Origin of the sequence: Rhodococcus sp. IEGM 1305, assembly GCF_030058635.1 — a bacterium.
Lineage (GTDB): Bacteria > Actinomycetota > Actinomycetes > Mycobacteriales > Mycobacteriaceae > Rhodococcus_F > Rhodococcus_F opacus_D.
The window spans coordinates 258253-280587 of sequence record NZ_JASHKX010000002.1 but is presented as its reverse complement, the minus strand read 5'-3'; the positions used below and the strand labels follow the sequence as shown (position 1 = coordinate 280587).

At 66.8% G+C, this 22335-nt stretch carries 23 protein-coding genes; 13 read left to right on the top strand and 10 right to left on the bottom strand.

Annotated features, from left to right (window positions below; genetic code table 11):
* Positions 1–9: 9 nt before the first annotated feature.
* From QM693_RS04925 to QM693_RS04915, 3 genes are all read right to left on the bottom strand, one after another.
* Positions 10–945 carry an alpha/beta hydrolase gene (locus QM693_RS04925; protein WP_283351593.1) on the bottom strand — a complete coding sequence of 312 codons (936 nt, stop codon included), beginning with the start codon at positions 943–945 and terminating at the stop codon, positions 10–12.
* A 48-nt stretch (positions 946–993) separates the two neighbouring features.
* Entirely contained in the window at positions 994–2340 is a 1347-nt protein-coding gene (locus QM693_RS04920; protein WP_283351592.1) for an MFS transporter, read from the bottom strand.
* Positions 2341–2465: 125 nt separating this feature from the next.
* Entirely contained in the window at positions 2466–3371 is a 906-nt protein-coding gene (locus QM693_RS04915) for a LysR family transcriptional regulator (RefSeq protein WP_283351591.1), read from the bottom strand.
* A gap of 112 nt (positions 3372–3483) precedes the next feature.
* Between QM693_RS04915 and QM693_RS04910 the strand changes: the two genes are divergently transcribed.
* The 7 genes from QM693_RS04910 to QM693_RS04880 all read left to right on the top strand — a co-directional run bounded on the left by QM693_RS04910 (position 3484) and on the right by QM693_RS04880 (position 9257).
* The gene (locus QM693_RS04910; RefSeq protein ID WP_283351590.1) at positions 3484–4020 is read left to right on the top strand and encodes a hypothetical protein; all 537 of its coding nucleotides are present in this window, start codon (positions 3484–3486) and stop codon (positions 4018–4020) included.
* A 57-nt stretch (positions 4021–4077) separates the two neighbouring features.
* Positions 4078–4284: a hypothetical protein gene (locus tag QM693_RS04905; RefSeq protein ID WP_005571421.1), complete on the top strand. Its 207-nt coding sequence runs from the start codon at positions 4078–4080 to the stop codon at positions 4282–4284.
* A gap of 31 nt (positions 4285–4315) precedes the next feature.
* Positions 4316–4471 (top strand): DUF6131 family protein, encoded by a 156-nt coding sequence (locus QM693_RS04900; protein ID WP_005263616.1) that lies wholly within the window; start codon positions 4316–4318, stop codon positions 4469–4471.
* A 116-nt stretch (positions 4472–4587) separates the two neighbouring features.
* Positions 4588–5754 (top strand): dihydro-p-hydroxycinnamoy-CoA dehydrogenase, encoded by a 1167-nt coding sequence (gene couH / locus QM693_RS04895; RefSeq protein ID WP_283330843.1) that lies wholly within the window; start codon positions 4588–4590, stop codon positions 5752–5754.
* 128 nt (positions 5755–5882) lie between these two features.
* Complete coding sequence (gene couT / locus QM693_RS04890) at positions 5883–7211, top strand: p-hydroxycinnamate MFS transporter (protein ID WP_283351589.1); 1329 nt, start codon at positions 5883–5885, stop codon at positions 7209–7211.
* A 54-nt stretch (positions 7212–7265) separates the two neighbouring features.
* Positions 7266–8801: a p-hydroxycinnamoyl-CoA synthetase gene (couL, locus tag QM693_RS04885; RefSeq protein ID WP_283351588.1), complete on the top strand. Its 1536-nt coding sequence runs from the start codon at positions 7266–7268 to the stop codon at positions 8799–8801.
* A 45-nt stretch (positions 8802–8846) separates the two neighbouring features.
* On the top strand, positions 8847–9257 hold the full coding sequence (locus QM693_RS04880) for a DJ-1/PfpI family protein (protein ID WP_283351587.1): 411 nt from the start codon (positions 8847–8849) through the stop codon (positions 9255–9257).
* A gap of 32 nt (positions 9258–9289) precedes the next feature.
* Here QM693_RS04880 and QM693_RS04875 read toward each other — a convergent pair whose 3' ends face one another.
* The 5 genes from QM693_RS04875 to couR all read right to left on the bottom strand — a co-directional run bounded on the left by QM693_RS04875 (position 9290) and on the right by couR (position 14391).
* A complete protein-coding gene (locus tag QM693_RS04875) occupies positions 9290–11059 on the bottom strand; it encodes a CocE/NonD family hydrolase (protein ID WP_349307481.1) in 1770 nt (589 codons plus the stop codon).
* Complete coding sequence (locus QM693_RS04870; protein ID WP_283351585.1) at positions 11056–12381, bottom strand: MFS transporter; 1326 nt, start codon at positions 12379–12381, stop codon at positions 11056–11058. The genes QM693_RS04875 and QM693_RS04870 overlap by 4 nt, the downstream gene beginning before the upstream one ends.
* Before the next feature lie 171 nt (positions 12382–12552).
* On the bottom strand, positions 12553–13461 hold the full coding sequence (locus QM693_RS04865) for a LysR family transcriptional regulator (RefSeq protein ID WP_283351584.1): 909 nt from the start codon (positions 13459–13461) through the stop codon (positions 12553–12555).
* 6 nt (positions 13462–13467) lie between these two features.
* Positions 13468–13944, bottom strand: a complete 477-nt coding sequence (locus QM693_RS04860) for a DUF3237 domain-containing protein (protein ID WP_283330837.1) — start codon at positions 13942–13944, stop codon at positions 13468–13470.
* 6 nt (positions 13945–13950) lie between these two features.
* Positions 13951–14391: a MarR family transcriptional repressor CouR gene (gene couR / locus QM693_RS04855; protein WP_009478157.1), complete on the bottom strand. Its 441-nt coding sequence runs from the start codon at positions 14389–14391 to the stop codon at positions 13951–13953.
* A 114-nt stretch (positions 14392–14505) separates the two neighbouring features.
* Between couR and couN the strand changes: the two genes are divergently transcribed.
* From couN to couM, 3 genes are read left to right on the top strand one after another with little or no spacing between them, the layout of a single operon-like run.
* Entirely contained in the window at positions 14506–15417 is a 912-nt protein-coding gene (gene couN / locus QM693_RS04850; RefSeq protein ID WP_283330836.1) for a 4-hydroxyphenyl-beta-hydroxyacyl-CoA dehydrogenase, read from the top strand.
* Positions 15414–16304: a 4-hydroxyphenyl-beta-ketoacyl-CoA hydrolase gene (couO, locus tag QM693_RS04845; protein WP_172649992.1), complete on the top strand. Its 891-nt coding sequence runs from the start codon at positions 15414–15416 to the stop codon at positions 16302–16304. The genes couN and couO overlap by 4 nt, the downstream gene beginning before the upstream one ends.
* Before the next feature lie 32 nt (positions 16305–16336).
* Complete coding sequence (gene couM, locus QM693_RS04840; RefSeq protein ID WP_283330835.1) at positions 16337–16810, top strand: p-hydroxycinnamoyl-CoA hydratase; 474 nt, start codon at positions 16337–16339, stop codon at positions 16808–16810.
* Positions 16811–16873: 63 nt separating this feature from the next.
* Here the strand turns inward: couM and QM693_RS04835 are convergent, their stop codons facing one another.
* Positions 16874–17053: a hypothetical protein gene (locus QM693_RS04835; RefSeq protein WP_005243850.1), complete on the bottom strand. Its 180-nt coding sequence runs from the start codon at positions 17051–17053 to the stop codon at positions 16874–16876.
* A 344-nt stretch (positions 17054–17397) separates the two neighbouring features.
* On the opposite strand from QM693_RS04835, the gene QM693_RS04830 reads away from it, so the two are divergent.
* From QM693_RS04830 to QM693_RS04820, 3 genes are all read left to right on the top strand, one after another.
* Complete coding sequence (locus QM693_RS04830; protein WP_280784589.1) at positions 17398–18162, top strand: pirin family protein; 765 nt, start codon at positions 17398–17400, stop codon at positions 18160–18162.
* Positions 18163–18253: 91 nt separating this feature from the next.
* Positions 18254–19225 carry an intradiol ring-cleavage dioxygenase gene (locus QM693_RS04825; protein ID WP_283330833.1) on the top strand — a complete coding sequence of 324 codons (972 nt, stop codon included), beginning with the start codon at positions 18254–18256 and terminating at the stop codon, positions 19223–19225.
* A 76-nt stretch (positions 19226–19301) separates the two neighbouring features.
* Entirely contained in the window at positions 19302–21251 is a 1950-nt protein-coding gene (locus QM693_RS04820) for a M13 family metallopeptidase (protein ID WP_283351583.1), read from the top strand.
* 3 nt (positions 21252–21254) lie between these two features.
* Here the strand turns inward: QM693_RS04820 and QM693_RS04815 are convergent, their stop codons facing one another.
* Complete coding sequence (locus QM693_RS04815) at positions 21255–22319, bottom strand: ABC transporter ATP-binding protein (RefSeq protein WP_283351582.1); 1065 nt, start codon at positions 22317–22319, stop codon at positions 21255–21257.
* Positions 22320–22335 lie beyond the last annotated feature (16 nt).

Sequence of the window (22335 nt, the reverse complement as noted above, 5' to 3'; positions counted from 1 at the left end):
AATGGCGAGCTACTCCGGGGCGAGCAACTCCGCGAGTTCTTCGCACAGCTGGTTCGCGAGGTCGTTGGCGCGTGGCACGACGCCCATGCTCCAGTACCCGTGCAGCATGCCCGGGGAGATCCGGAGTCGCACCGGCACACCGGCGGCCTCCAGCGCAGCGGCGTACGCGGGGGCGTGATCTCGGAGCGGATCGCATTCGGCCCCGCACACGATGGCGGGTGCCACCCCCGCCAGATCGCCCTCGATCGGCGAGACGCGGGGGTCCGACGACAGTCTGCGGTCGTCGAGGTAGCCGGCCCCCATGTCCTCGTTTGCCGGCATCCTGAGGAAATACCCGTCGGCAAGTTCGTCCATCGACGGGTAACGCTTCGCGAGATGCACCGGCACGTACAGCAGCAGTTGTGCCCGCAGAGGAAGTTCCGCGTCGCGGGCCGCCAAGGCCACCGACGCCGCGAGATTTGCACCTGCGCTGTCTCCGGCGACGGCAATTCGGGACGCGTCGCCGCCCAGCCGATCGATGGTGTCGTGGATCCAGTGGAGCGATGCCAGGCAGTCGTCGTAGCCCGCCGGGAACGGGTGTTCCGGTGCCAGCCGGTAGTCGACGGCGACGACGACGGAGCCGGTTCGGGCGCAGACGCGTCGAGCGTGTGACTCGTGGGAGTCGAGGCCGCCCATCACCCAGCCGCCGCCGTGCAGGTACAGGACGGTCGGCAGAGTCGACTCCTCCGTGTCCGGCCGGTAGATCCGGGCGGGGATGCCGCCGGCAGGACCCGGGACGGTGACGTTCTCGACTTCTCGCACCTCGAGCAGTTCGGGTTCGAAGTAGAGGGCACGCATCTCCTCGATGCGCTTGCGGGCGCCTTCGATCGTCGTCTGCGGACCTGCGGCGGCGTCCCAGTCGTTCAGCTTGTCCAGCAGTACTGCCATGTCGGGGTCGAGCGTCATGAGTTCTCCTCGTGATGGGGAACCGCAGCGAGGCGGTTCGGGGATCGATTACTTCTTGCCTAGGTCGGTGATCGCGACGCTGCCCGTCTCCGGGGCGGTCACCGCCGAGAGGCCGGCAACCAGCAGGCAGACGGAGCCGAACGCCGCCACCGGTATCCACCCGTGCGTGCCGGTTCCGAGCAGCGCATAGCCGATGCTCGGGGCGAAGCCCGCGAAAGCGAACCCGATCTGCGTCGAGATGGCGATGCCGGAGAACCGCACTCGGGTATCGAACATTTCCGCGAAGAAGGTCGGACCGACACCGCTGACACCGGATGCGGCGGCACCGAACAAGGCCGACACCGCGAAGATCAGGGGAACGGAACCGATGCTCATCGCCTCGAAGTAGAAGAAGAACGCGGCGATGGCGCCGACGATTCCGGCGAGATACACGGGCCGGCGGCCGATCCTGTCTCCCAGCATCGCCCAGAGTGGAATGGCGAACAGCTGCATGATGTTTGCGATGACGCCCGCCCACAGCAGGGTCTGCCGTTCGAGCCCTGCCTCACCGGTACCGTAGGCGAGCGCGAAGACCGTCATGATCGTGCCCGACACGGCGAAGAGCGAGCACGCGATCACCCGGAGCATCTGCAGCCGATAATTCTTGAACAGTTCGACGACGGGGATCTCGACCAGCTCGTTGTCGCGTTCCGCCTCCCGGAACACCGGTGTCTCCTCCATCGTCCGGCGGACGAACAGCGCGACGATCGTCAGGATTCCGCTGACGAGGAACGGGATTCGCCACCCCCACGTCATCAGCATGCCCTCGGGCAGCGCGGCGACGGGGATGAACACCAGGGTCGCGATGAGCTGCCCCGCCTGGGTGCCGCTCATCGTGAAGCTGGTGTAGAACGCCCTCGAACCCTCCGGCGAATGCTCGAGGGTCAGCGAATTGGCGCCACTCTGTTCGCCCGCCGCCGACGCACCCTGCATGAGCCGCAGGACCACCAGCAGGATCGGCGCCGCGACCCCGATGCTCCCGAACCCCGGCAGGCATCCGATGAGGAACGTCGAGACACCCATCAGGACCAGCGTGAAGACGAGCACACGCTTGCGTCCGATGCGGTCGCCGTAGTGGCCGAGCGCCACGGCCCCGATCGGGCGGGCGATGTATCCGACGCCGAATGTCGCCAGTGCCGCCAACGTGCCGGTCGCCGGACTCTCCGACGGAAAGAAGACCGTCGGGAAGATCAGGGCGGCCGCCGACCCGTAGATGAAGAAGTCGTAGTACTCGACGAGGCTGCCGAGGAAACTCGCGAAGGCCGCCTTACGCGGCTGACGCGCGGGCACACTCGCCGGGGTACCGACAGGCTGCTGCGCGTCCGGGTGCGCAGCAGAACCAGCTCGTACGCTCATGGGAGGACCTTTCGGACCGGAGTAGAGGTGATGACGTGCCGCGGATCACACCACCGCTGCGCCGACGACTCTGCCAAACACCTTCATCACAGTCCAAGATCAACTTGGACTACTTTCGATAAGAACTACTTATCGAACTCGTCGATCGTCGGCATGAGCTCCTCCGCGAGCGCGAGGACGGTCCCGAGCAGCGGTGTCAGGGGCCTGTCCGCCCACGCCAGCGCACCGCGAATTCGGTGGCGGCCGCCGTCCGTGGGCACGACGACGGCGTCGACCGCTCCGGCGCGATGAGAACTGACGGGGATGAGTGACACCCCCACGCCGGCCGCAACCAGTGCGGTCAGCGTCGATCCATCGGACGTTTCCTGCGCGATCTCCGGCGTGAACCCCGCGTCGTGACATGCGGCCAGCACGTCCAGACGGAGTGTGGATCCCGACGACGCGGGGTTGGTGACGAACGGCTCGTCGCGCAGTTCGGACAGCGAGATCTCCGAGCGTTTCGCCAGTCGGTGGTCGGCGTAGAGCAGTGCCCCCAGTGGCTCGATCGAGATCACTCTCGTCCGAATCTCGGGATGTGACAGGGCCGCCGAGACGAAACCGAGATCGAGCTTGCCGGAATAGATGTCGTCGAGGATCAGCCCGCTCGGTCTCGCCCCGTCGAGAACCAGCTCGAGCTTCGGATATCTCTTGCGCACGGTCCGGGCGAACAGGGGCAGCTTCGACTGTCCGTAGGCACCGCTGAATCCGACCCGCACACGGCCCTCCTCCGCGGGATTGCCCGCCGACGCCGACTGCTCGGCCCAGGCAACGGCTTTCATCGCGGATCGGCAGGGTTCGAGAAATTGCTCGCCCGCGGCGGTCAGCCGAATCGGTCTCGTACCGCGGTCGAACAGCTTCACTCCGAGATGCCTCTCCAGCTGCTGGATCTGCTGGCTGACCGCGGGCTGGGCTATGCGCAACGACTCGGCGGCCCGGCCGTAGTTCGACACCTCGGCTACGGCGAGGAACGCGCGCATCCAGCGGATCTCCATGCCCGCACCCTATGTGGTGTCGAAATACGACGGTTGATTGCGATTGGCTCTCGGTCTGTTTGCCGGGTTTCAGCGCGGGGTACCTTAACAACACAACCGCTGGGAGTAGCCAATGGACACCATGACTGTCATCTGGATCATCGTCGCGATCGTCGTCGTTCTCGCCCTGATCGCGCTGGCCGTTGCGGCATCGCGCAAGCGGAACCAGCGCCACCGTCAGCAGGCCGACAGCATCCGCGCAAACGCGCAGGAGCAGACGTCCGTCGTCGAGAAGCGCGAGGCGATCGCGGAGGAAACTGCAGCCAACGCCAGAAGGGCTCAAGCAGAAGCCGAGGCCAAGGCGGCAGAGGCCAAGAGACTGCAGGTCGATGCGCAGACGCACCAGAATACGGCGACCAGTTCCCGTGACGACCTGAAGCACGAGTGGCAGCGCGCCGACGAGCTCGATCCCGACGTCAAGAAGACGGACACGGCGACGAACGACGCCAGGGCCACCGACGCTCGAACCACGGGAGCGGGGCCCACGAACACTCGGGCCACCGACGCTCGCACCACGGGCTCAGGGCCTGCCAACGGTCGCCCCAGCGGCACGGACTCCACGAATACCCACGGAGCACACGCGAAGCCGACCGACACGTCGTCGACATAGCGTTCGAGTACGACACGTGCACCGGCCGGGCGCCGGTGCCCACACGGGAGGTCGGAAATGCGTATCGGACGGCTCGTGACGCTCATCGTGATCATCTGGCTGATCATCGGCGCCGTTGCCGTGTGGCAGCGCGGTTACTTCAAGGACACGACGGCCGATTGCGCCAGCGCCGGAACGATCGCGGTGACTGTGATCGCCGGCCCACTCAACTATGCGGGTGTGAACCCGAAGATCGATTGTGAAGTGCCGCAACCGAGTCAGTAGCTCCAGACCGTCAACCGAAAGAGGGAAGACCGTGATCGTTCTCGGGATCATCCTGCTCGTCATCGGCCTCGTCGCGGGGATTTCCATCCTCACGACGATCGGAATCATCCTTCTCGTCATCGGCCTCGTGCTACTACTGCTGGGCACGACGGGCCGCGCGGTCGGCGGGCGGAAGTATTGGTATTGACGCCGGCGCCCTTCTGTTGGACATGATCAATCATTGACATTATCAATGATTGATAGATAGGTTCCTTTCGAGTATGCACGCGTGCGCCGCACGCGTGCCGTCGAAAGGAACCTCGCATGTCTTCGGTTGCACTGGAACGGACCATCTTCGACGCCGATCACGATGCGTTCCGGGAAACGGTGCGCCGGTTCGCCGAACGTGACGTGGCCCCGCATCTTCGCGACTGGGCCGAGGCGGGACAGGTGGACCGGGACCTCTACCGTCAGGCCGGCAAGCTCGGGCTCCTCGGGATCAATGTCGAGGAACGATTCGCCGGCGGCGGAATCGACGACTTCCGTTTCAACGCCATCGCCATCGAGGAGCTCTGCCGCGTCGGGGCCCCCGCCGTGGTGATGGGCCTGGCCGGCATCAACGACCTCGTGACGCCGTACCTCGTCTCGCTGGCGAACGAGGAGCAGAAGCATCGGTTCCTGACCCCCTTGTGCACCGGCGAGAAGATCGGCGCCATCGCCATGACCGAGCCGGGTGCGGGTAGCGACCTGGCCGCGATCTCCACGACCGCCCTCCCCGACGGCGACGATCTGGTCCTCAACGGCACCAAAATCTTCATCAGCAACGGAATGCTCGCCGACTTCGTGATCGTCGTGGCCAAGACGGATCCGGTGGCGGGCAAGAAGGGCGTGAGCCTGCTGGTGGTCGAAGAGGGGATGGCCGGCTTCACCCGCAACGGACCGCTGCACAAGGTCGGCCTGACCGCACAGGACACCGCCGAGTTGGTGTTCGACGACGTCCGCGTCCCCCGCGAGAACGTCCTGGGCGAGCTGAACGACGGCTTCGGCTACTTGCGCCACAACCTGCCCCAGGAACGCCTCAGCGTGGCCGTCACGTCCATGGCGTCGATGCGACGCACGTTCGACCAGGCCCTGACGTACAGCTGCGACCGCACGGCGTTCGGCCGGCGGGTGGCCGACTTCCAGGCCAACCGCTTCTACCTCGCGGAGCTCGCGACCGAGATCGAGATCGCGCAGTGCTTCACGGACCGCTGCATCCTCGACGCCGCCCACGGCACGCTCGACGAGGTGACCGCGGCGATGGCCAAATGGTGGATCACCGAGCTGCAGCAACGGGTGGTCCAGCGCGCGGTCCAACTCTACGGAGGGTACGGATACATGCGCGAGTACGACGTCGCCCAGGACTATCTCGACTGCCGCGGCGGGTCGATCTACGCCGGGACCACCGAGATCATGAAGGAAATCATCGGGCGCACGCTCACGCGTGCCTGATGGGTGCGGTTACCACAGAAGCGTTGGCGATCTCTTCCATTGACAAGTTCAATGATTAATGTTTAATTGTGATCCGCGCTACACACGCGATCCGCTCTGTTGTCCCACGCTTCGGCCAAGGAGTTTCGATGACGGTCACCGCCACCGCCGGCACCATGTCGGCCACCCAACGCAAGAATGAAGTTCGCAGGGTGATCCTGTCGAGCTACCTGGGCAGCACCATCGAGTTCTACGACTTCCTGCTCTACGCCACGGCAGCGTCCCTCGTCTTCGGTCCGGTCTTCTTCGCCGATCTGGACCCCCTGGCCGCGAGCATCGCGTCGATGGGAACGTTCGCCGCCGGCTATGTCGCGCGCCCCCTGGGCGGAATCGTCTTCGGTCACTTCGGGGACACCGTCGGCCGCAAGGCCATGCTGCTGATTTCGATGACCGTCATGGGCATCGCCTCGTTCGCGATCGGACTCATTCCCCCACCGGAAATGATCGGCTCCTGGGCCGCGGTGATCCTCGTCCTTCTCCGCGTCTGCCAAGGACTCGCCGTCGGCGGCGAATGGGGTGGCGCAGCGCTGATGTCGCTCGAGCACGCCGAATCCGGCAAGCGCGGTTTCGCCGCGGCGTTCACCAACGCGGGCGCCCCCACCGGCGCACTGCTCGGCACGCTCGCGCTGGCGGCCGTGTCACTTCTCCCCGACGAGCAGTTCCTGACCTGGGGCTGGCGTATCCCGTTCCTGATCTCGGCGTTCATGCTGGCCCTCGGCCTGTTCATCCGGTCCAAGGTGTCGGAGAGCCCGCTGTTCACGGCGGCGCTGAAGGAATCCGCGAAGAAGGAAACCACCCCGCCCATCGTCACCATCCTGAAGCGGCCCCGCGCGGTCGTCGTGGCGTCGATGAGCTGCATCGCGAGCTTCGGAATGCAAACCGCGTTCACCACGTTCGCCATCACGTACGCCGTGTCGAGCGGCGCCGCGCGGTCCGACGCGCTGCTGGCGTTCTCCTTCTGCCAGTTCTGCGCGATCTTCCTGGTCCTCGGATCGGCGCGACTGTCCGACCGGATCGGCCGCCGCCCGGTCATGCTCGCGGGACTCGGCGCGATGATCCTCAGCGTCTACCCCCTCTTCCTGCTGCTCAGCACGGGACAGTTCCTGTTCATCGCACTCGCCTTCGTCGGCTACACCATCTGCCACTCGGCCACCTACGGTCCGATGGCCGCGTTCATCTCCGAGCAGTTCGGCACCCGGGCGCGCTACACCGGTGCTTCGCTCGGATATCAGCTGGCCACCCTCATCGGTGCGGGATTCACCCCCGTCATCCTGGCGTCGCTGTTCGCGTCGTCCGGTAAATCGATCCTCCCGGTCGGGCTGTTCATCATCGCACTGTGCGTGGTCAGCGCCGTCTTCCTCGTCGCGACGAAGGAGAGCAAGGACAACGACCTGACCGCCGACACCCCGTCGGCCTGACACACCACGCCGCCACAAGCTCGAGAGTAGTTTCGAAGAGAACGAGGAGTCACCATGGACAACGAAGGCATCGGCTCGTGGCTCGAGCGCCGCATCACCATGACGCCGAAGAACGAGGCGCTCGTCTTCGACGGTCAGGCCGTCACGTACGAGGAGATGGCACTGCGGACACGCCGACTCGCCCACGGCCTGCGCGCCCTCGGCGTCGAGAAGGGTGACTGTGTCGGCTTCTTCGGGTTCAACGACCCGGCGGCGCTCGAGGTGATGTTCGCTGCCGGGCTGCTCGGCGCCACGTATCTCCCGCTCAATGCACGCCTCACCGCGGAGGAAGCACGCTACGCGATCGGCGATTCACGCTGCACCACAGTGATCTTCGGCGATCAGCAGGCCGACGTCGCGCAGGAGCTGGCGCAGTCGGACACCCCGGTCACCACCTGGATCGGCCTGGGCGACTCGTGGTCCACCCACACGTACGAGGGCGTGCGCGCCGGCCAGCCGGACACCCGCATCGACGAACAGGTCGGCCTCGACGACCTGTCCGTACTGATGTACTCGTCGGGCACCACCGGCGCACCGAAAGGCGTCATGCTCAGCCACGGCAACATGCTGTGGAACGCACTGAACCAGCTTCTCGCCCAGGACATGACGTCGAAGGAACGCACACTGTCGGTGGCGCCGCTGTTCCACATCGGGGGGATCGGCGGCGCTGTCACGCCGACACTGCTCAACGGCGGCACCGTGGTGCTGCTGCGCAAGTTCGATGCCGGCGTCGTCCTCGACACGATCGAGAAGGAACGCATCACCACGTTCTTCGCCGTCCCCACGATGATCCAGGAACTCTGGCACCACCCCCGGTTCGCGGACGCCGACCTGTCCAGCCTGCGGGCCATCTGCGTCGCCGGGGCTCCGCTACCCGAAGCGTTGATCTCCCCGTGGCAGGACCGGAACGTCGCGATCACGCAGGCGTACGGCCTGACGGAGACCGCGCCGTCGGTGACCATGCTGTCGAGTGCGGACGTGCGCACCAAGATCGGTTCCGCCGGCAAGCGGACGTTCTTCACCGACGTCGACGTCGTACGCCCGGACGGGTCGAGCGCCGAACCGCACGAGATCGGCGAGATCGTCGCCAAGGGCCCGAACGTGATGCTCGGCTACCTGAATCAGCCCGAGGCGACCGCCCGCACCATCGTCGACGGCTGGCTGCACACCGGCGACGCCGGCTACTTCGACGACGAAGGCTTCCTCTTCATCTGCGACCGCTACAAGGACATGTACATCTCGGGCGGTGAGAACGTCTACCCCGCCGAGGTCGAGGCGGCGCTCCTGAAACTGGACGGCATCCGGGAGGCGGCGGTCATCGGCGTCCCCCACGAAAAGTGGGGTGAGACCGGCATGGCCTTCGTCGTCGCCGACGACGGCACGACACTCGACGAGGAGACGGTGCGCGCCCGGCTGCGAGAAAAGCTCGCAGGGTTCAAGATTCCCACGTTCATCCAGATCGCGGAGGCACTCCCCCGCACCGCCACCGGCAAGATCCGCAAACCCGACCTGCGCAAGCTTGCCGCTTCGCAGCCTGTGAGTACTTCTTAACGTCGGGCGGTTAACAAGTACTCACGAGCGTGCTTGCATTATGGAATGAAGCACATCGGGATCGTGTTGTTCGACGGCGTCGAGGAGTTGGACGCCGTCGGGCCGTGGGAGGTGCTGTCCGCGTGGACGCGCATGTACCCGGACGACGGATACGCCGCGTCCTGCCTCTCCGCGTCGGGCGGGAGTGTGCAGTGCGCCAAGGGCCTCGTCCTGGGCGCTCATCATTCCCATGCCGACGCGCCGCCCCTCGACGTGCTGCTCCATCCCGGCGGTCAGGGCACGCGGCCACAACTACTCGACGACGCCCATCTCGACTGGGTGCGCCGCCAGCGCGCCGTCGTTCCGTTGATGACCAGCGTGTGCACGGGTTCCCTGGTCTACGCGAAAGCCGGCCTGCTGAAAGACAGGCCGGCTACGACGCATTGGGCCGCTTCGCCCCCTGTGAGTACTTGTTAACCACCCGCGGTTAATAAGTACTCACGGGCGCGTCAGCGCACCACGGACAGCGACACGCGGCTGGGGTAACGCTCCCCTGTGTGCACGGTCTGTTGGGCGACCACGAATTCGGATGATTCGTAGGCGGATTCGCCGGTGTTGAGGTTGCGGTCCCAACGGGGATGGTTGCTGGACGTCACGTGGACCCGGATCCGCTCGCCCGGCTGGAAGGTGACGGCCGTGGACCACAGGTCGATCGCGTACTCGTACACCTCCCCGGGCACGAGCAGGCTCGGTTCGGTGGACGTGTACGTCCCGGGGGTGCGGTAGGAGTCGCGGTAGCGGGCCCGCACCATGCCGTCGGTGAGTGTGATCGACGTGCCGTCCGCGGTCACCCGGCACAGTCGCACGACGAAATCGGTGTCGACCGCACTGGACGAAGCGAACAGTGTCGCGGACACCCGGCCGATCACCGTCAACGGCTCGGTGAGTGCCTCACCGGTGAACACGAGGACGTCGTCGCGGGATTCGACGCGGCTCTGTTCCAGTGCGCCGGGCGCGAACGTTCCCGGCATCATCGTCGCCCCACCGACCGTCGGCACCGGATCCGCCGGGTCGTAGTCGTAGTCGACGCGCCCGTCGCTTTCCTCCGCTTGCGCGACGAGGGTTCCGCCGGGAGCGAGGAAGAGTTCGGCCGTCCGCGTGGGTTCCGGGAAGCGGTCGTACGTCCGCCACCGGTTCTCCCCCATCACGAAGATCCGGACCCGGGGCATGGCGGGTTCCTCGTCGGCGAGCACCGACGCGTACCACTGCGCGTGAACCGACGACAGGTCCTGACCCGAGTCGAGCACCGCCTGGTTCGCGGGACTGCCGAACACGACCGAGCCACCGAGCCCGGAGAAGTTGGTGTGACTCCACGGGCCCACGATCAGGTACGGCGCGGGGGCCGCACCGGAATCACTGTGCGCCAGTTGGCCGAAGTACTGGTCGAGGGTGCTGCTCACGAAGATGTCGTACCACCCGCCGATGTGCAGTGAGGGGAGGTCGACGGCCCGATCGCTCGCGCTGTCCCACAGGTCGCGGGTGGGGTGATCGATCGGGAATCCCAGCGATTCGACGATCGGTGACGCGAAGAACGCCGGGGCGTCCACGGCCATGTCGCGGACGGGCAGGATGTCGAGGAACGTGTCCTCGGACATCGCCCGATCGATCCGCGTCCACGACTCCCACTCGCGTTCCGCGCGGACGGGATCGGTCCGGGACAGTTTCGCGATCTCGGCCGGTCCGGCCGAATAGTGCCCCCACCCGAGCCGGGCACCGAATTCCACCGCGCCGCCGCGCACGAGTCCACCGGACCGCGCATTGCCGCCTGCGGAGATGCCCGGGGCGATGCCGCGCAGGGCCGGCGGCTTCTCCTGGGCTGCACGCCACTGGGTTTCGGCGAAGTACGACCGTCCCCACATACCCACGGCGCCGGTCGAGTACGACAGTTCGGCGGCCCACTGCACCGTGTCGTAACCGTCCGGACCTTCGTTCTCCGACGGCACGAACTCGCCGTCCGAGCCGAACCTGCCGCGGACGTCCTGCATGATCACGACGAATCCGGCGGCCGCGACAGTGGTGGGGTTGAGGTATCCCGAGTTCACGGACAGGTCGCGGCCGTACGGGGTGCGGGTGAGCAGAACCGGGAAGCGTCCGGATCCGTTCGGGCGGTACACGGTCGAGCGCAGAACCACCCCGTCCCGCATCGTCGCCTCGACGTCGTTCTCGATCAGTACATCGTGTTTCACAGGTTCGGTCACTTTCGACGGGAGTGCGGTCATTTGCCGAGGTCGGTGGTGCTGGTCCGGTAGGTTTCCCGGACCGTGAGCGTGGTGAGTGCGCTGACCAGGCAGCAGCACGCGGTGAACACGGCCACCGGGATCCAGCCGTTCGGTCCGGGCCGGACGAGAGCCGCGGCGATGGTGGGGGCGAATCCGGTGGCCACCAGCGCCAGCTGCCCGGAGATCGCCATGCCCGAATACCGGATGCGCGTCTCGAACATCTCCGCGTACAGCGCGGGACCGACGGCGTTGACGAGTGAGTAGCCGGCCACCATCACGATGCACGCCGTGATCAGGATCAGCGCCGTCGAACGCTGGCTGACCGCCCAGAAGAATCCGGAGATGGCGACGGCGCAGACGAGGTTGCCGGTGATGAAGATCGGCTTGCGTCCGATCCGGTCGGCGAGGATCCCCGCCGCGGGCTGGGCCACGAGCGCGAGTGCGGCGGTGAGCACGGTCGCGCCGACCATGACGGTCCGGGACACGCCGGCCTCGTGGGTGCCCCACGACAGGGCGAAGGCGCTGAAGATGGTGGAGACCACCGCGAACAGTCCGCACCCCACGACCCGCAGCACACTCGGCCAGTGGTCGCGGAAGATCACCTTCGCCGGCATCTCCTTCGGCTCGTCGGTCGACACCGCCTCCTCGAACACCTCGCTCTCGGGCAGCATCCGGCGGATGACGAGCCCGGCGAGTGCGACGAAGATGCTGAGCAGGAACGGGATACGCCATCCCCAGCTGAGGAAGGCGTCCTCGGGCAGTCCGGAGAACACGAGGACGACCAGCGACGCCAGCAGCATTCCCGCGGCGGCGCCGGTGTTCACCCAGCTGGCCGCGAGCGCCCGGCGATGGGCGGGTGCGTGTTCGAGCGCCAGGGACGCGGCTCCCGCCGACTCGCCTGCCGCCGACGCACCCTGGACGGCCCGCAGCAGCACCAGCAGGATCGGCGCCGCGACGCCGATCGCCCCGTACGTCGGCAGGCAGCCGATGAGCGAGGTGGCCACACCCATCATCACGAGCGTCACCACCAGCATCCGCTTACGCCCGAGTGTGTCTCCGAAGTGCCCGAAGACGAGGGCCGCGAGCGGCCGGACGACGTAACCGATCCCGATGGTCGCCATCGACACGATGGTCCCCCAGAACGAACCGAGATCCGGGAAGAACAGGGTGTTGAACGCGAGCGCGGAGAAGGAGGCGTAGATGAAGAAGTCGTAGTACTCGAGGGTGCTGCCCACGAAGGAGGCCAGGGCTGCCCGGCGCGCGTGGGGCGACCGGACGCTCGTGTCGGCGCGTACGGCGCGGCCGTCGAATGTGGAAGTCATGTGGTTCCTACCTGAATGTGAAGGGCATCCGGGAGTTCGGAGAGGCCTCGAGGCGGGTGCAGCACCGGGGATCGGAGTCGTCCAGGTCACATCCGCGCCGCCGAGGGAGACTCTGCCAAAGAAACCGATGACCGTCCAAGAGCAGTATCGGCACCGATTGATAAGCGATCGTTATTGCTCGTCGGCGACGGAATCCGGCGACGGCAGCACCTCGTCGGCGAGGTCGAGGACCGTCCGCACCACCGGCGATACGGGACGGTCCGACCAGGCCAGCGCGGCCCGGACTTCGTATCGGCCGGCATCGAGGGGAACGAGGACCACCCGATTGGGATACGTCTGGACGTCACCCGGCACGAGCGCCACACCGACCCCCGCCGCGACGAGGGCGGTCAGGACGATCCCGTCGGTGGTCTCCTGCACGATGTTCGGCGTGAACCCGACATCCCTGCACGCGGCGAGCAGATCGCGGCGGAGCGTCGATCCGGTGGCGGCGGGATTCGCGACGAACGTTTCGTCGCGTAGTTCCGCGAGGTCGATCGACTTCCGTTCGGCGAGTGGGTGATCGCTGGGGAGCAGTGCACTGAGGTACTCCACCGAGATCTGCCGCGTGAGCACATGGGGGTGGGACACCGCGTCCGAGACGATCCCGAGGTCGAGTTGCCCCTCCCAGATTTCGTCGAGGATCTGCCCACTGACCGTCGCCCCTTCGAGAACGAGATCGATCAGGGGATACCGACGGCGCACCGACCGTGCCAGAGAGGACAATTCGGTCTGCCCGTAGGCGCCGCTGAAACCGACGCGGACGCGACCCTCCACCGCCGGATCCGCGATCACCGCGGCATCGACGGCGCGGTCGATTCCGGCGAGCGCGTCCTTGCACGGCTGCAGGAAGCGCTCCCCCGCCGCGGTGAGCCGGACCGATCGCGTCGTGCGGTCGAACAATTTGACGCCGAGGCGTTTCTCGAGTTGCTGCACCTGCTGACTCACTGCGGGTTGCGCGATGTGCAGCACCTCGGCCGCCCGGCCGTAGTTGAGTTCTTCGGCGACCGCGACGAACGACTTCATCCAGCGGATCTCCACGACCGGTCAGTCCACCACGAACACCGTGAGACGCACCTCGCCGGGAAGGCGCTCGCCGGTGCCGACGAGGATCCGTGAGCGCAGCCACGACCACCGGCCCTCGGCGGCGGTGAGCCGCGGCGTGCAGCGGAAGTAGATGCGCTCGGGTGGCACGGCCTCGCCGTCGACCAGTCGGGCGATGTCTTCGGCGGTACCCGAGCGCAGCCCGAAGTTGGTGACGTAGATGCGGTCGCCGTCGTCGGTCTCGATGGCGTACTTGGCCTCGAGCTCGGTGAGCGTGGACGAGCTGAGCAGCTGGAAGTCCGCCCCGACGGGCAGCACGGTGCCCCGCAGCTCGGGGCCCTCGACCCGGCCACCGACGATGGGGATGATGCGACGTGTCCCTTCGGGCGTGGACCCGATCTCCACCGGCTCGGCCACCTCCACGACGAACGTGGCGAGGAACGACATGCCGGGCGGGGCCGGGGCGAGGAGCTCGGTCATCGCGCCCTACTCCACGAAGGTGGGAAAGGCGATGCTCTGCAACGTGTCCCGCATCTGATTGACGACCGTGTCGGGGATGCCCTCGAAGTAGCGTCCGTGCGCGGCGTCGACACGCGCCTTGGCGTCGTCGCGGAGCCGGCGCCCTTCCTCGGTGGCGGCGATCAGTTTGTTGCGGCGATCCGAGGGGTCGAGGGTACGCACGACGAGTCCGCGTTCCTCGAGTTCGTCGACCAGCCCCACGATCTGACTGGGGTCGAGACCCATGGTGGCGGCCACCCCGCGCTGGTTGACGCCCTCGGCCTGCTCACAGGCGAGAACCAGGACCGAGTAGGAGCGCACCCGCAGACCCGTGGGGACGAGGGCCTTGTTCACCGCGCCCAGCACCATTCCGCCGACGCGCGAGAGCAGGAACCCGATGTCGTCCGATAACGCCTGCGACTCTGCCATGCGACGACCCCCTTCTGATGATTGTCGGTAGAGTAGCAGACCTTAATCATTGACATTCTCAATCATCAATGATTACGTGTGATCCAGCGAACACGACCTTAGGAGAATCACGACATGGACCTCAGCAACAAAGTCGCCGTAGTCACCGGCAGCGGACAGGGCCTCGGACTGGCATACGCCAAGGACCTGGTGCGCCACGGCGCCGCGGTCGTGATCAACGACGTCAACCAGGCCACCGCCGACGCCGCCGTCGCCGAGATCACCGCCGCGGGCGGCCGGGCAGTCGCCGTCGTCGCCCCGGTCGGCAGCACCGAAACCGCCCAGAAGCTGGTCGCCGGCGCGATCGACGCATTCGGACGCCTCGACGTCATGGTCACCAATGCCGGCATCCTCCGCGACAAGGTGCTGTGGAAGATGACCGACGACGACTTCGACGCCGTGATCAACGTGCATCTGCGCGGCACCTTCACCTGCGTACGCGAAGCCGTCCTGAAGTTCCGCGAACAGGGCGACGGTGGTCGCATCATCTGCATCGGCTCCCCCGCCGGCCAGCGCGGCAACTTCGGGCAGACCAACTACTCGGGCGCCAAGTCCGGCATCGTCGGCATGGTCCGCACCTGGGCGATGGAACTGCAGCGCGCGGGCATCACCGCCAACGCCGTCTGCCCTGTCGCAGCGACGGCGATGACGGAGACCGTCCCGTTCCTGGCCCCCTACATCGAGGGCATGAAGAACGGCGAGCCGCTCCCCGACATCATCCGCCGCGAGGTGGGCCTGGGCACCCCCGAGGACGCCGCAGGCATCATCTCGTTCCTCGCGTCCGACGCGGCCGCCGAGATCACCGGCCAGGCGTTCGCCGTCGGCGGCGACCGCCTCGCGTTGTGGTCGCACCCCGACCTGACCGCGGTCGAGTACCACGACGGTGGCTGGTCGGCCGACGACATCGCGGCTCAGTGGAACGGCACGTTCGGCGACGCCGTCCAGTCCGTCGGCGAGGAATTCCCCGAGGAGCTGATGGCGAAGTGAGCCGCTACGAGTACGGCATCGACTTCGACAAGATCGACGCCATCGACATCCACACTCACGTCGAGATCGACGGCTGCGGGCACCGGTCGCTCGACGACGAACTGATGGCCGCCTCGGAGAAGTACTTCAAGTCCGGGGAGGAACGCACCCCGTCCATCGACGCGATCGCCGATCACTACCGCTCGCGCAACATGGCCGCGGTCGTGTTCACCGTCGACGCGGCCTCAGCCAGCGGACACGCCGCCAACTCGGTCGAGGAGATCGCCGAGGGCGCGGCCCGCCACAACGACGTCCTGATCCCGTTCGGATCCGTCGACCCCTGGCAGGGCAAGGCCGCCGTGCGGCGCGTGCACCGGCTCGTCGACGACTACGGCGTGAAGGGATTCAAGTTCCACCCGAGCATGCAGGGCTTCGAACCGAACGACCGGCAGTTCTACCCGCTCTACGAGGCGATCACCGAGGCCGGGGTCCCCGCCCTGTTCCACACCGGTCAGACCGGGATCGGCGCCGGGCTGCCCGGCGGCCACGGCATCAAACTGCGCTACTCCGACCCGATGCTGCTCGACGACGTCGCCGCCGACTTCCCCGACCTCACCGTGATCATGGCCCACCCGTCGGTGCCGTGGGTCGACTCGCAGATCTCCATCGCCACCCACAAGGCCAACGTCTTCATCGACCTGTCCGGGTGGTCGCCGAAGTACTTCCCGCCGCAGCTGGTCAAGGCCGCCAACAGCATGCTCCGCGGCAAGGTGCTGTTCGGCTCCGACTTCCCCGTCATCCAGGTCGACCGCTGGATGAAGGACTTCGAGAACCTCGACATCAAACCCGAGGTCGCGCCGCTGATCTTCAAGCAGAACGCGCTGCGCGTTCTCGGCATCAAGCACTGACCCGGCCCCACCGAACCACCAGGAGACTTATCGTGACCACCGCAACCACCACCCGCGTCGCCACCCTCGCCGACCTCGCCGCACTCGAGGGCCAGCCGCTGGGCACCAGCTCGTGGATCGACATCCCCCAGCAGCGAATCAACACGTTCGCCGACGCCACCGACGACCACCAGTGGATCCACGTCGACCCCGAGCGCGCCAAGGCGGAGAGCCCGTTCGGCGGGCCCATCGCCCACGGCTACCTCACGTTGTCGCTGATCATCCCCATGTGGGACGAGGTACTGACCGTCGACAGCGTCACCATGGCCGTCAATTACGGTCTCAACAAGGTCCGATTCACCAACCCCGTACCCGCCGAGGGACGCGTCCGGCTGAACGCGACGCTGCAGTCCGTCGAGGAGCTGCCCAAGGGCGGCGTCCAGGTGACCGTCGCCGGGCAGATCGAACTCGAGGGCAGCGAGCGTCCCGCGGTAGTCGTCGAGGCCGTGTACCGCTTCTTCGAGTGACCCACCTGTGAGTACTTATTAACCGCCCGGGGTTAATAAGTACTCACGGGTGGCGAAGCCGCACTACTCGGGAGCCTGGTCGTCGGGCTCGACCTGTTCCGCCTGCTTCCGCTCGGACGCGTTGCCCGCGATTCCCTTCGCCTCGCGCTCGGCCACCAGCCGGTCTTCCATGTCGTCGACGAGGTCTGCGATCCGCTGGTGCTCGGGGAGGTGCTGATCGTGTCGATCCGAATTCGCCTTCATCACGCTCCTTCCGCTGTGTGCGACGGGCCGCAAATCCTGCGACTTCCGGACGCACAATTCGAACTGTACGCCGCGGGCCCGGCCGAAGCGGGCATTCACGGCGGCACGAACTGGACGCCCGTCTTTCGGGCATTTCGCACCGTCGGTGAAACCTGTTGCCGAACACCACCTTACGGACGTCAGGTTCGCCAATGTCGCACTGCGCAACCTCATTTCGCCTTCGACGCGGGTCCTCCACCGCTGCCGGCAGGCGATGAATTCGATGCACAATCGACACCGTCTTGCGAGTACCTGCAGCCGGCACCTCGTACTCTGGACCGGGTACCACCCGAAGGAGGACCGATATGCCAGCAGTCACCACACCTCATGTCTATGTTCATCGTGCCGGCGATCGGCTGAAAACCAAGATTTCCTGGTTGGATTCGAAGCACTCGTTCTCCTTCGGCCAGCACTACGACCCCGACAACACACACCACGGGCTGCTCCTCGTGAACAACGACGACACCGTGCTCCCCGGTCAGGGATTCGACACGCACCCGCACAAAGACATGGAGATCGTCACGTGGGTGCTGCGCGGCTCGCTCGTCCATCAGGATTCGATCGGCCACTCCGGCATCATCTATCCCGGCCTTGCGCAACGCATGAGCGCAGGCAAGGGCATCATGCATTCCGAGAAGAACGACAGCTGGCGCCTCGAGGGTGAGCAGCACCACGAGCCGGTGCATTTCGTCCAGATGTGGGTGGTACCCGACGAAGCCGGCCTCACTCCGAGCTACGAACAACTCGAGATCGAGGACGAGATCCTCAAGGGCGGGCTGGTGCCCGTTGCGTCCGGAATGCCGGAATACAAAGATAATTCGGCGATCCGGATCCACAACAAGCACGCGGCCCTGCATGTCGCGCGACTCTTCCCCGGCGCATCGGTGACGCTTCCCGAAGCGCCGTTCCTCCACGTCTTCGTCGCCCGGGGCACCGCGGAGATGGAGGGTGTCGGCACCCTGTACGAGGGGGACGCCGTCCGGCTGAGCGCCTCCGGTGGCCAGCAGGTCACCTCGCACTCCGGCGCCGAGGTCCTCGTCTGGGAGATGCACGCCCGCCTCGGCGGGTGAGTTCCCAGCAAGTTCACAGCCGGACGGCACGCTGCGCGCAGGTTCGTGCGCCACGATCGGGTCACAGCCCGATCATGGAGAGGTACGCATCGTGAACAAGGACGTCGAGAAGAGCCGTCTGCGCATCAGCCGCCGCCGCGCACTGGCGGTCGGTGGAACGGTGAGCCTGGGTGGGCTCATCGCCGCCTGCACCGGGAACGGGAGCAGCAGCACGTCGGCGTCGGCCACGTCGACCGCAGCCGCATCCAGTGCCGCGACGAGCGCCGACACCGTGAGCGCCCTGCTCGACCAGGCACCGCGGTGCGTCCTGGCCGTCGAGGAGACGCAGGGACCGTACTGGTTCGACGTCGACTCCATCCGCAGCGACATCCGCGAGGACCGGCCGGGCACGAACCTGCAGCTCGCACTGCGGGTGCAGGACCTGACGAATTGTTCCGCGGACGGCTCCGCCGCGGTGGTGAGCAATGCCGTCGTCGAGATCTGGCACTGCGACGCGGGTGGGGTGTACTCCGGCTTCGAGTCGGGTTCCGAGGCCGCGGACCTCAGCGGCAACGGCGCCCCCGCAGGCGCGCCTCCGGCGGGCGGACCCGGTGGCGGCCAACCCCCGGCCGGTGCTCCCGGTGGCGCAGGTGGTCCCGGTGCGGGTGGTCCCGGCGGCGACATGTCCGGCGGTTCGGGTGAGACGTCCGACGGGTCCTACAGCGTCGGCGACAGCGAGGCCGCCACCACGGACGACGGCACCTACCTGCGCGGCGCCCAGACCACGGACGCGAACGGTGTCGCCCAGTTCACCACCATCTTCCCCGGTTGGTACATCAGCCGGACCACCCACATCCACCTGAAGGTGCACATCGACAAGAAGACGGTGCTCACCACCCAGCTGTTCTTCGACGAGGCCCTGCTCGACGAGGTGTACGCGACCGCGCCGTACTCCGATCACACCGGACGCGAGAACAACGTGAACAACTCCACCGACAGCATCTACGACGCCGCCGGCCTGCTGACCGTCGCCAAGCAGTCGGACGGCTACCTCGCGGCGATCAACCTCGGCATCGACGTCTGATCGATCCCCGGTCGTCTGTTTCGCCCTGAGCGCAGTGGTGGACCTCCCGGCGCGGAACGGTGTAAGGATGGAACGCATGACCACGGCTCAGCGCTCCGGCATCGACCTCACTCACCTCGACAACGACACCCGCGCCCAGGACGACCTCTTCGTCCACGTGAACGGCAAGTGGATCGACGACTACGAGATTCCCGCGGACCGGGCGATTGACGGCGCGTTCCGCACGCTGTACGACAAGGCCGAGGTCGACGTCCAGACCATCATCGAGGAGGCGGCGGACTCCGGCGCGGCGCCGGGGACCGACGCGCAGCGCATCGGTGACCTGTACGGCAGCTTCATGGACGCGAATGTCGTCGAGGCCGCGGGGCTCGCACCGATCGCGGGCGAGCTCGCCGACGTGGCCTCGGCCGCCGACCTCTCCGCGCTCGCCGCCGTCATCGGCCGCCAGCAGCGCACGGGGGTCGGCGGAGCCGTCGGCCACTACGTCGACACGGACGCCAAGAACTCCGAGCGTTACCTCGTCCACTTCAGCCAGTCGGGCATCGGCCTGCCCGACGAGTCGTACTACCGCCAGGACGACCACGCGGAGATCCGCGCGGCGTACGTGAAGCACATCGCGAAGATGTTCGCCCTCGCAGGCGTCGACTACGACGCGCAGCGCGTGTTCGACCTGGAAACCAAGATCGCGGCCGGTCATTGGGACGTCGTGAAGCGTCGCGACGCCGAGCTGAGCTACAACCTGCTCACCCTCGACCAGCTCCCCGCCGGGTTGGACTGGTCGTCGTGGATCGGCGCGCTCGGCGGCACGTCCGAGCAGTTCGCCGAGATCGTGGTCCGCCAGCCCGACTTCCTCACCACGCTGACCGAGCTGTGGACGTCCGAGGACATCGACGACTGGAAGGCGTGGGCGACGTGGAACGTCATCCGCTCCCGCGCCCCGTACCTCACGCAGGCCCTGGTCGACGAGAACTTCGCGTTCTACGGGAAGACGCTGACCGGTGCCGAGGAGATCCGTGAGCGCTGGAAGCGCGGCGTGTCCCTGGTGCAGGATCTGCTGGGCGAGGCCGTCGGCAAGCTGTACGTCGAACGCCACTTCCCGGCCGACGCGAAGGCCCGCATGCAGGAACTCGTCGCCAACCTGCAGGAGGCATACCGGCGCAACATCTCCGACCTGGACTGGATGAGCCCCGAGACGCGGCAGGCGGCGCTCCGCAAGCTGGAGAAGTTCACGCCCAAGATCGGCTACCCCGACAAGTGGCGCGACTACTCGGCCGTCACCATCTCCCGCGACGACCTGGTGGGCAACTACCGCAGCGGCTACGCGGCGGAGTACGACCGCGACCTCGCGAAGCTCGGCGGCCCCGTCGACCGCGACGAGTGGTTCATGACACCGCAGACGGTCAACGCCTACTACAACCCGGGCATGAACGAAATCGTCTTTCCCGCAGCCATTCTGCAGCCTCCGTTCTTCGACGCCGCCGCAGACGACGCCGCCAACTACGGCGGAATCGGTGCCGTCATCGGTCACGAGATCGGCCACGGCTTCGACGATCAGGGCGCCAAGTACGACGGCGACGGCAACATGGTCGACTGGTGGACCGACGACGACCGGACCGAGTTCGGCAAGCGCACGAAGGCGCTGATCGAGCAGTACAACGAGTTCGAGCCGAAGGCGCTCCCCGGCCACAGCGTGAACGGCGAGTTCACCATCGGTGAGAACATCGGCGACCTCGGTGGCCTGTCCATCGCCATCGCGGCGTACCGGATCGCCACGGAAGGGTCCGAGCCCGAGGTTCTCGACGGCCTCACCGGTATCCAGCGGGTGTTCTTCGGCTGGGCACAGGTGTGGCGTACCAAGGCCCGGGACGCCGAGGCGCTCCGCAGGCTGGCCGTCGATCCGCACTCGCCGCCGGAGTTCCGCTGCAACGGCGTGGTCCGCAACCTCGACACGTTCCACGACGCGTTCGACGTCCAGCCGGGTGACGCCCTGTATCTGGATCCGGAGGAGCGCGTCAAGATCTGGTAGCGACTACCGCAGACGGTTCCCCGTCGCCGCGGAGAAGAAGTACACCTGGCCGGGCTTCGGCTGCAGGTGCACCCTCTCCCCCGCGGCGACGGTGCGGGTGCGGTCCACCCGCACCACCACCTTCCCGGACGTGCCGGACGCGTACACGAAGGACTCCGCCCCCAGTTCCTCGAGCAGGTCGGTGTCGACGGTGTACGAGTCCTTGCGCCACGACCCCACCAGCACCCACGACTCCGGGCGCACCCCGACGATCACGGATCCGTCCCCGATAGCCGAGTGCGGCACGGGAATTCGCAGGTCGCCCAGTTCGGCGACGCCGTCGCGGATCGGGGTGTCCATGAGGTTCATCCCGGGCGAGCCGATGAAACCGGCGACGAACGTGTTGACCGGGTCGTCGTAGAGATCGCGGGGCCGGGCTACCTGCTGGAGGCGCCCACCCTGCATGACCGCCACCCGGTCGCCCATAGTCATGGCCTCCACCTGGTCGTGGGTGACGTACACGGTGGTCGTGCCGAGCCGGCGCTGCAGGCCCGCGATCTGCGAGCGGGTGCTCACCCGCAGCTTGGCGTCGAGGTTGCTCAGCGGTTCGTCCATGCAGAACACCTTGGGGTGCCGCACGATGGCCCGGCCCATCGCGACCCGTTGACGTTGCCCGCCGGACAGTTTCGCCGGTTTGCGATCCAGCAGCGGTTCGAGTTCGAGCATCCGCGCCGCTTCCAGCACCCGTTCGGTGCGTTCCACCTTCCCGACGCCGGCGTTGCGGAGCGCGAAACCCATGTTGTCGGCGACGGTCATGTTCGGGTACAGCGCGTAACTCTGGAAAACCATGGCCACGTCCCGCGCCCGGGGCGGCAGCGCGGTGACGTCGGCGCCGCCGATCTCGATGCGGCCCGCTTCGACGGCTTCGAGGCCGGCCAGCATTCGCAGACTGGTCGACTTACCGCACCCGGACGGACCCACGAGGACGAGGAACTCGCCGTCCGCGATGTCGAGGTCCAGCCGATCGACCGCGGGTCGATCGGCTCCGGAATAGCGGTGGGTGACACCTGCGAACTGCACGTGGGCCATGGATGTTCCTTCTCCT

Excerpts from the sequence above, each read along its gene's own strand:
- QM693_RS04925 (WP_283351593.1), bottom strand. The coding sequence starts at position 945 with ATGACGCTCGACCCCGACATGGCAGTACTGCTGGACAAGCTGAACGAC.
- QM693_RS04915 (WP_283351591.1), bottom strand. The coding sequence starts at position 3,371 with ATGGAGATCCGCTGGATGCGCGCGTTCCTCGCCGTAGCCGAGGTGTCG.
- couT (WP_283351589.1), top strand. The coding sequence starts at position 5,883 with ATGACGGTCACCGCCACCGCCGGCACCATGTCGGCCACCCAACGCAAG.
- QM693_RS04905 (WP_005571421.1), top strand. The coding sequence starts at position 4,078 with ATGCGTATCGGACGGCTCGTGACGCTCATCGTGATCATCTGGCTGATC.
- QM693_RS04880 (WP_283351587.1), top strand. The coding sequence starts at position 8,847 with ATGAAGCACATCGGGATCGTGTTGTTCGACGGCGTCGAGGAGTTGGAC.
- QM693_RS04830 (WP_280784589.1), top strand. The coding sequence starts at position 17,398 with ATGCCAGCAGTCACCACACCTCATGTCTATGTTCATCGTGCCGGCGAT.
- QM693_RS04835 (WP_005243850.1), bottom strand. The coding sequence starts at position 17,053 with ATGAAGGCGAATTCGGATCGACACGATCAGCACCTCCCCGAGCACCAG.
- QM693_RS04815 (WP_283351582.1), bottom strand. The coding sequence starts at position 22,319 with ATGGCCCACGTGCAGTTCGCAGGTGTCACCCACCGCTATTCCGGAGCC.
- couH (WP_283330843.1), top strand. The coding sequence starts at position 4,588 with ATGTCTTCGGTTGCACTGGAACGGACCATCTTCGACGCCGATCACGAT.
- QM693_RS04820 (WP_283351583.1), top strand. The coding sequence starts at position 19,302 with ATGACCACGGCTCAGCGCTCCGGCATCGACCTCACTCACCTCGACAAC.
- QM693_RS04910 (WP_283351590.1), top strand. The coding sequence starts at position 3,484 with ATGGACACCATGACTGTCATCTGGATCATCGTCGCGATCGTCGTCGTT.
- QM693_RS04860 (WP_283330837.1), bottom strand. The coding sequence starts at position 13,944 with ATGACCGAGCTCCTCGCCCCGGCCCCGCCCGGCATGTCGTTCCTCGCC.
- couL (WP_283351588.1), top strand. The coding sequence starts at position 7,266 with ATGGACAACGAAGGCATCGGCTCGTGGCTCGAGCGCCGCATCACCATG.
- couR (WP_009478157.1), bottom strand. The coding sequence starts at position 14,391 with ATGGCAGAGTCGCAGGCGTTATCGGACGACATCGGGTTCCTGCTCTCG.
- QM693_RS04870 (WP_283351585.1), bottom strand. The coding sequence starts at position 12,381 with ATGACTTCCACATTCGACGGCCGCGCCGTACGCGCCGACACGAGCGTC.
- QM693_RS04875 (WP_349307481.1), bottom strand. The coding sequence starts at position 11,059 with ATGACCGCACTCCCGTCGAAAGTGACCGAACCTGTGAAACACGATGTA.
- couN (WP_283330836.1), top strand. The coding sequence starts at position 14,506 with ATGGACCTCAGCAACAAAGTCGCCGTAGTCACCGGCAGCGGACAGGGC.
- QM693_RS04920 (WP_283351592.1), bottom strand. The coding sequence starts at position 2,340 with ATGAGCGTACGAGCTGGTTCTGCTGCGCACCCGGACGCGCAGCAGCCT.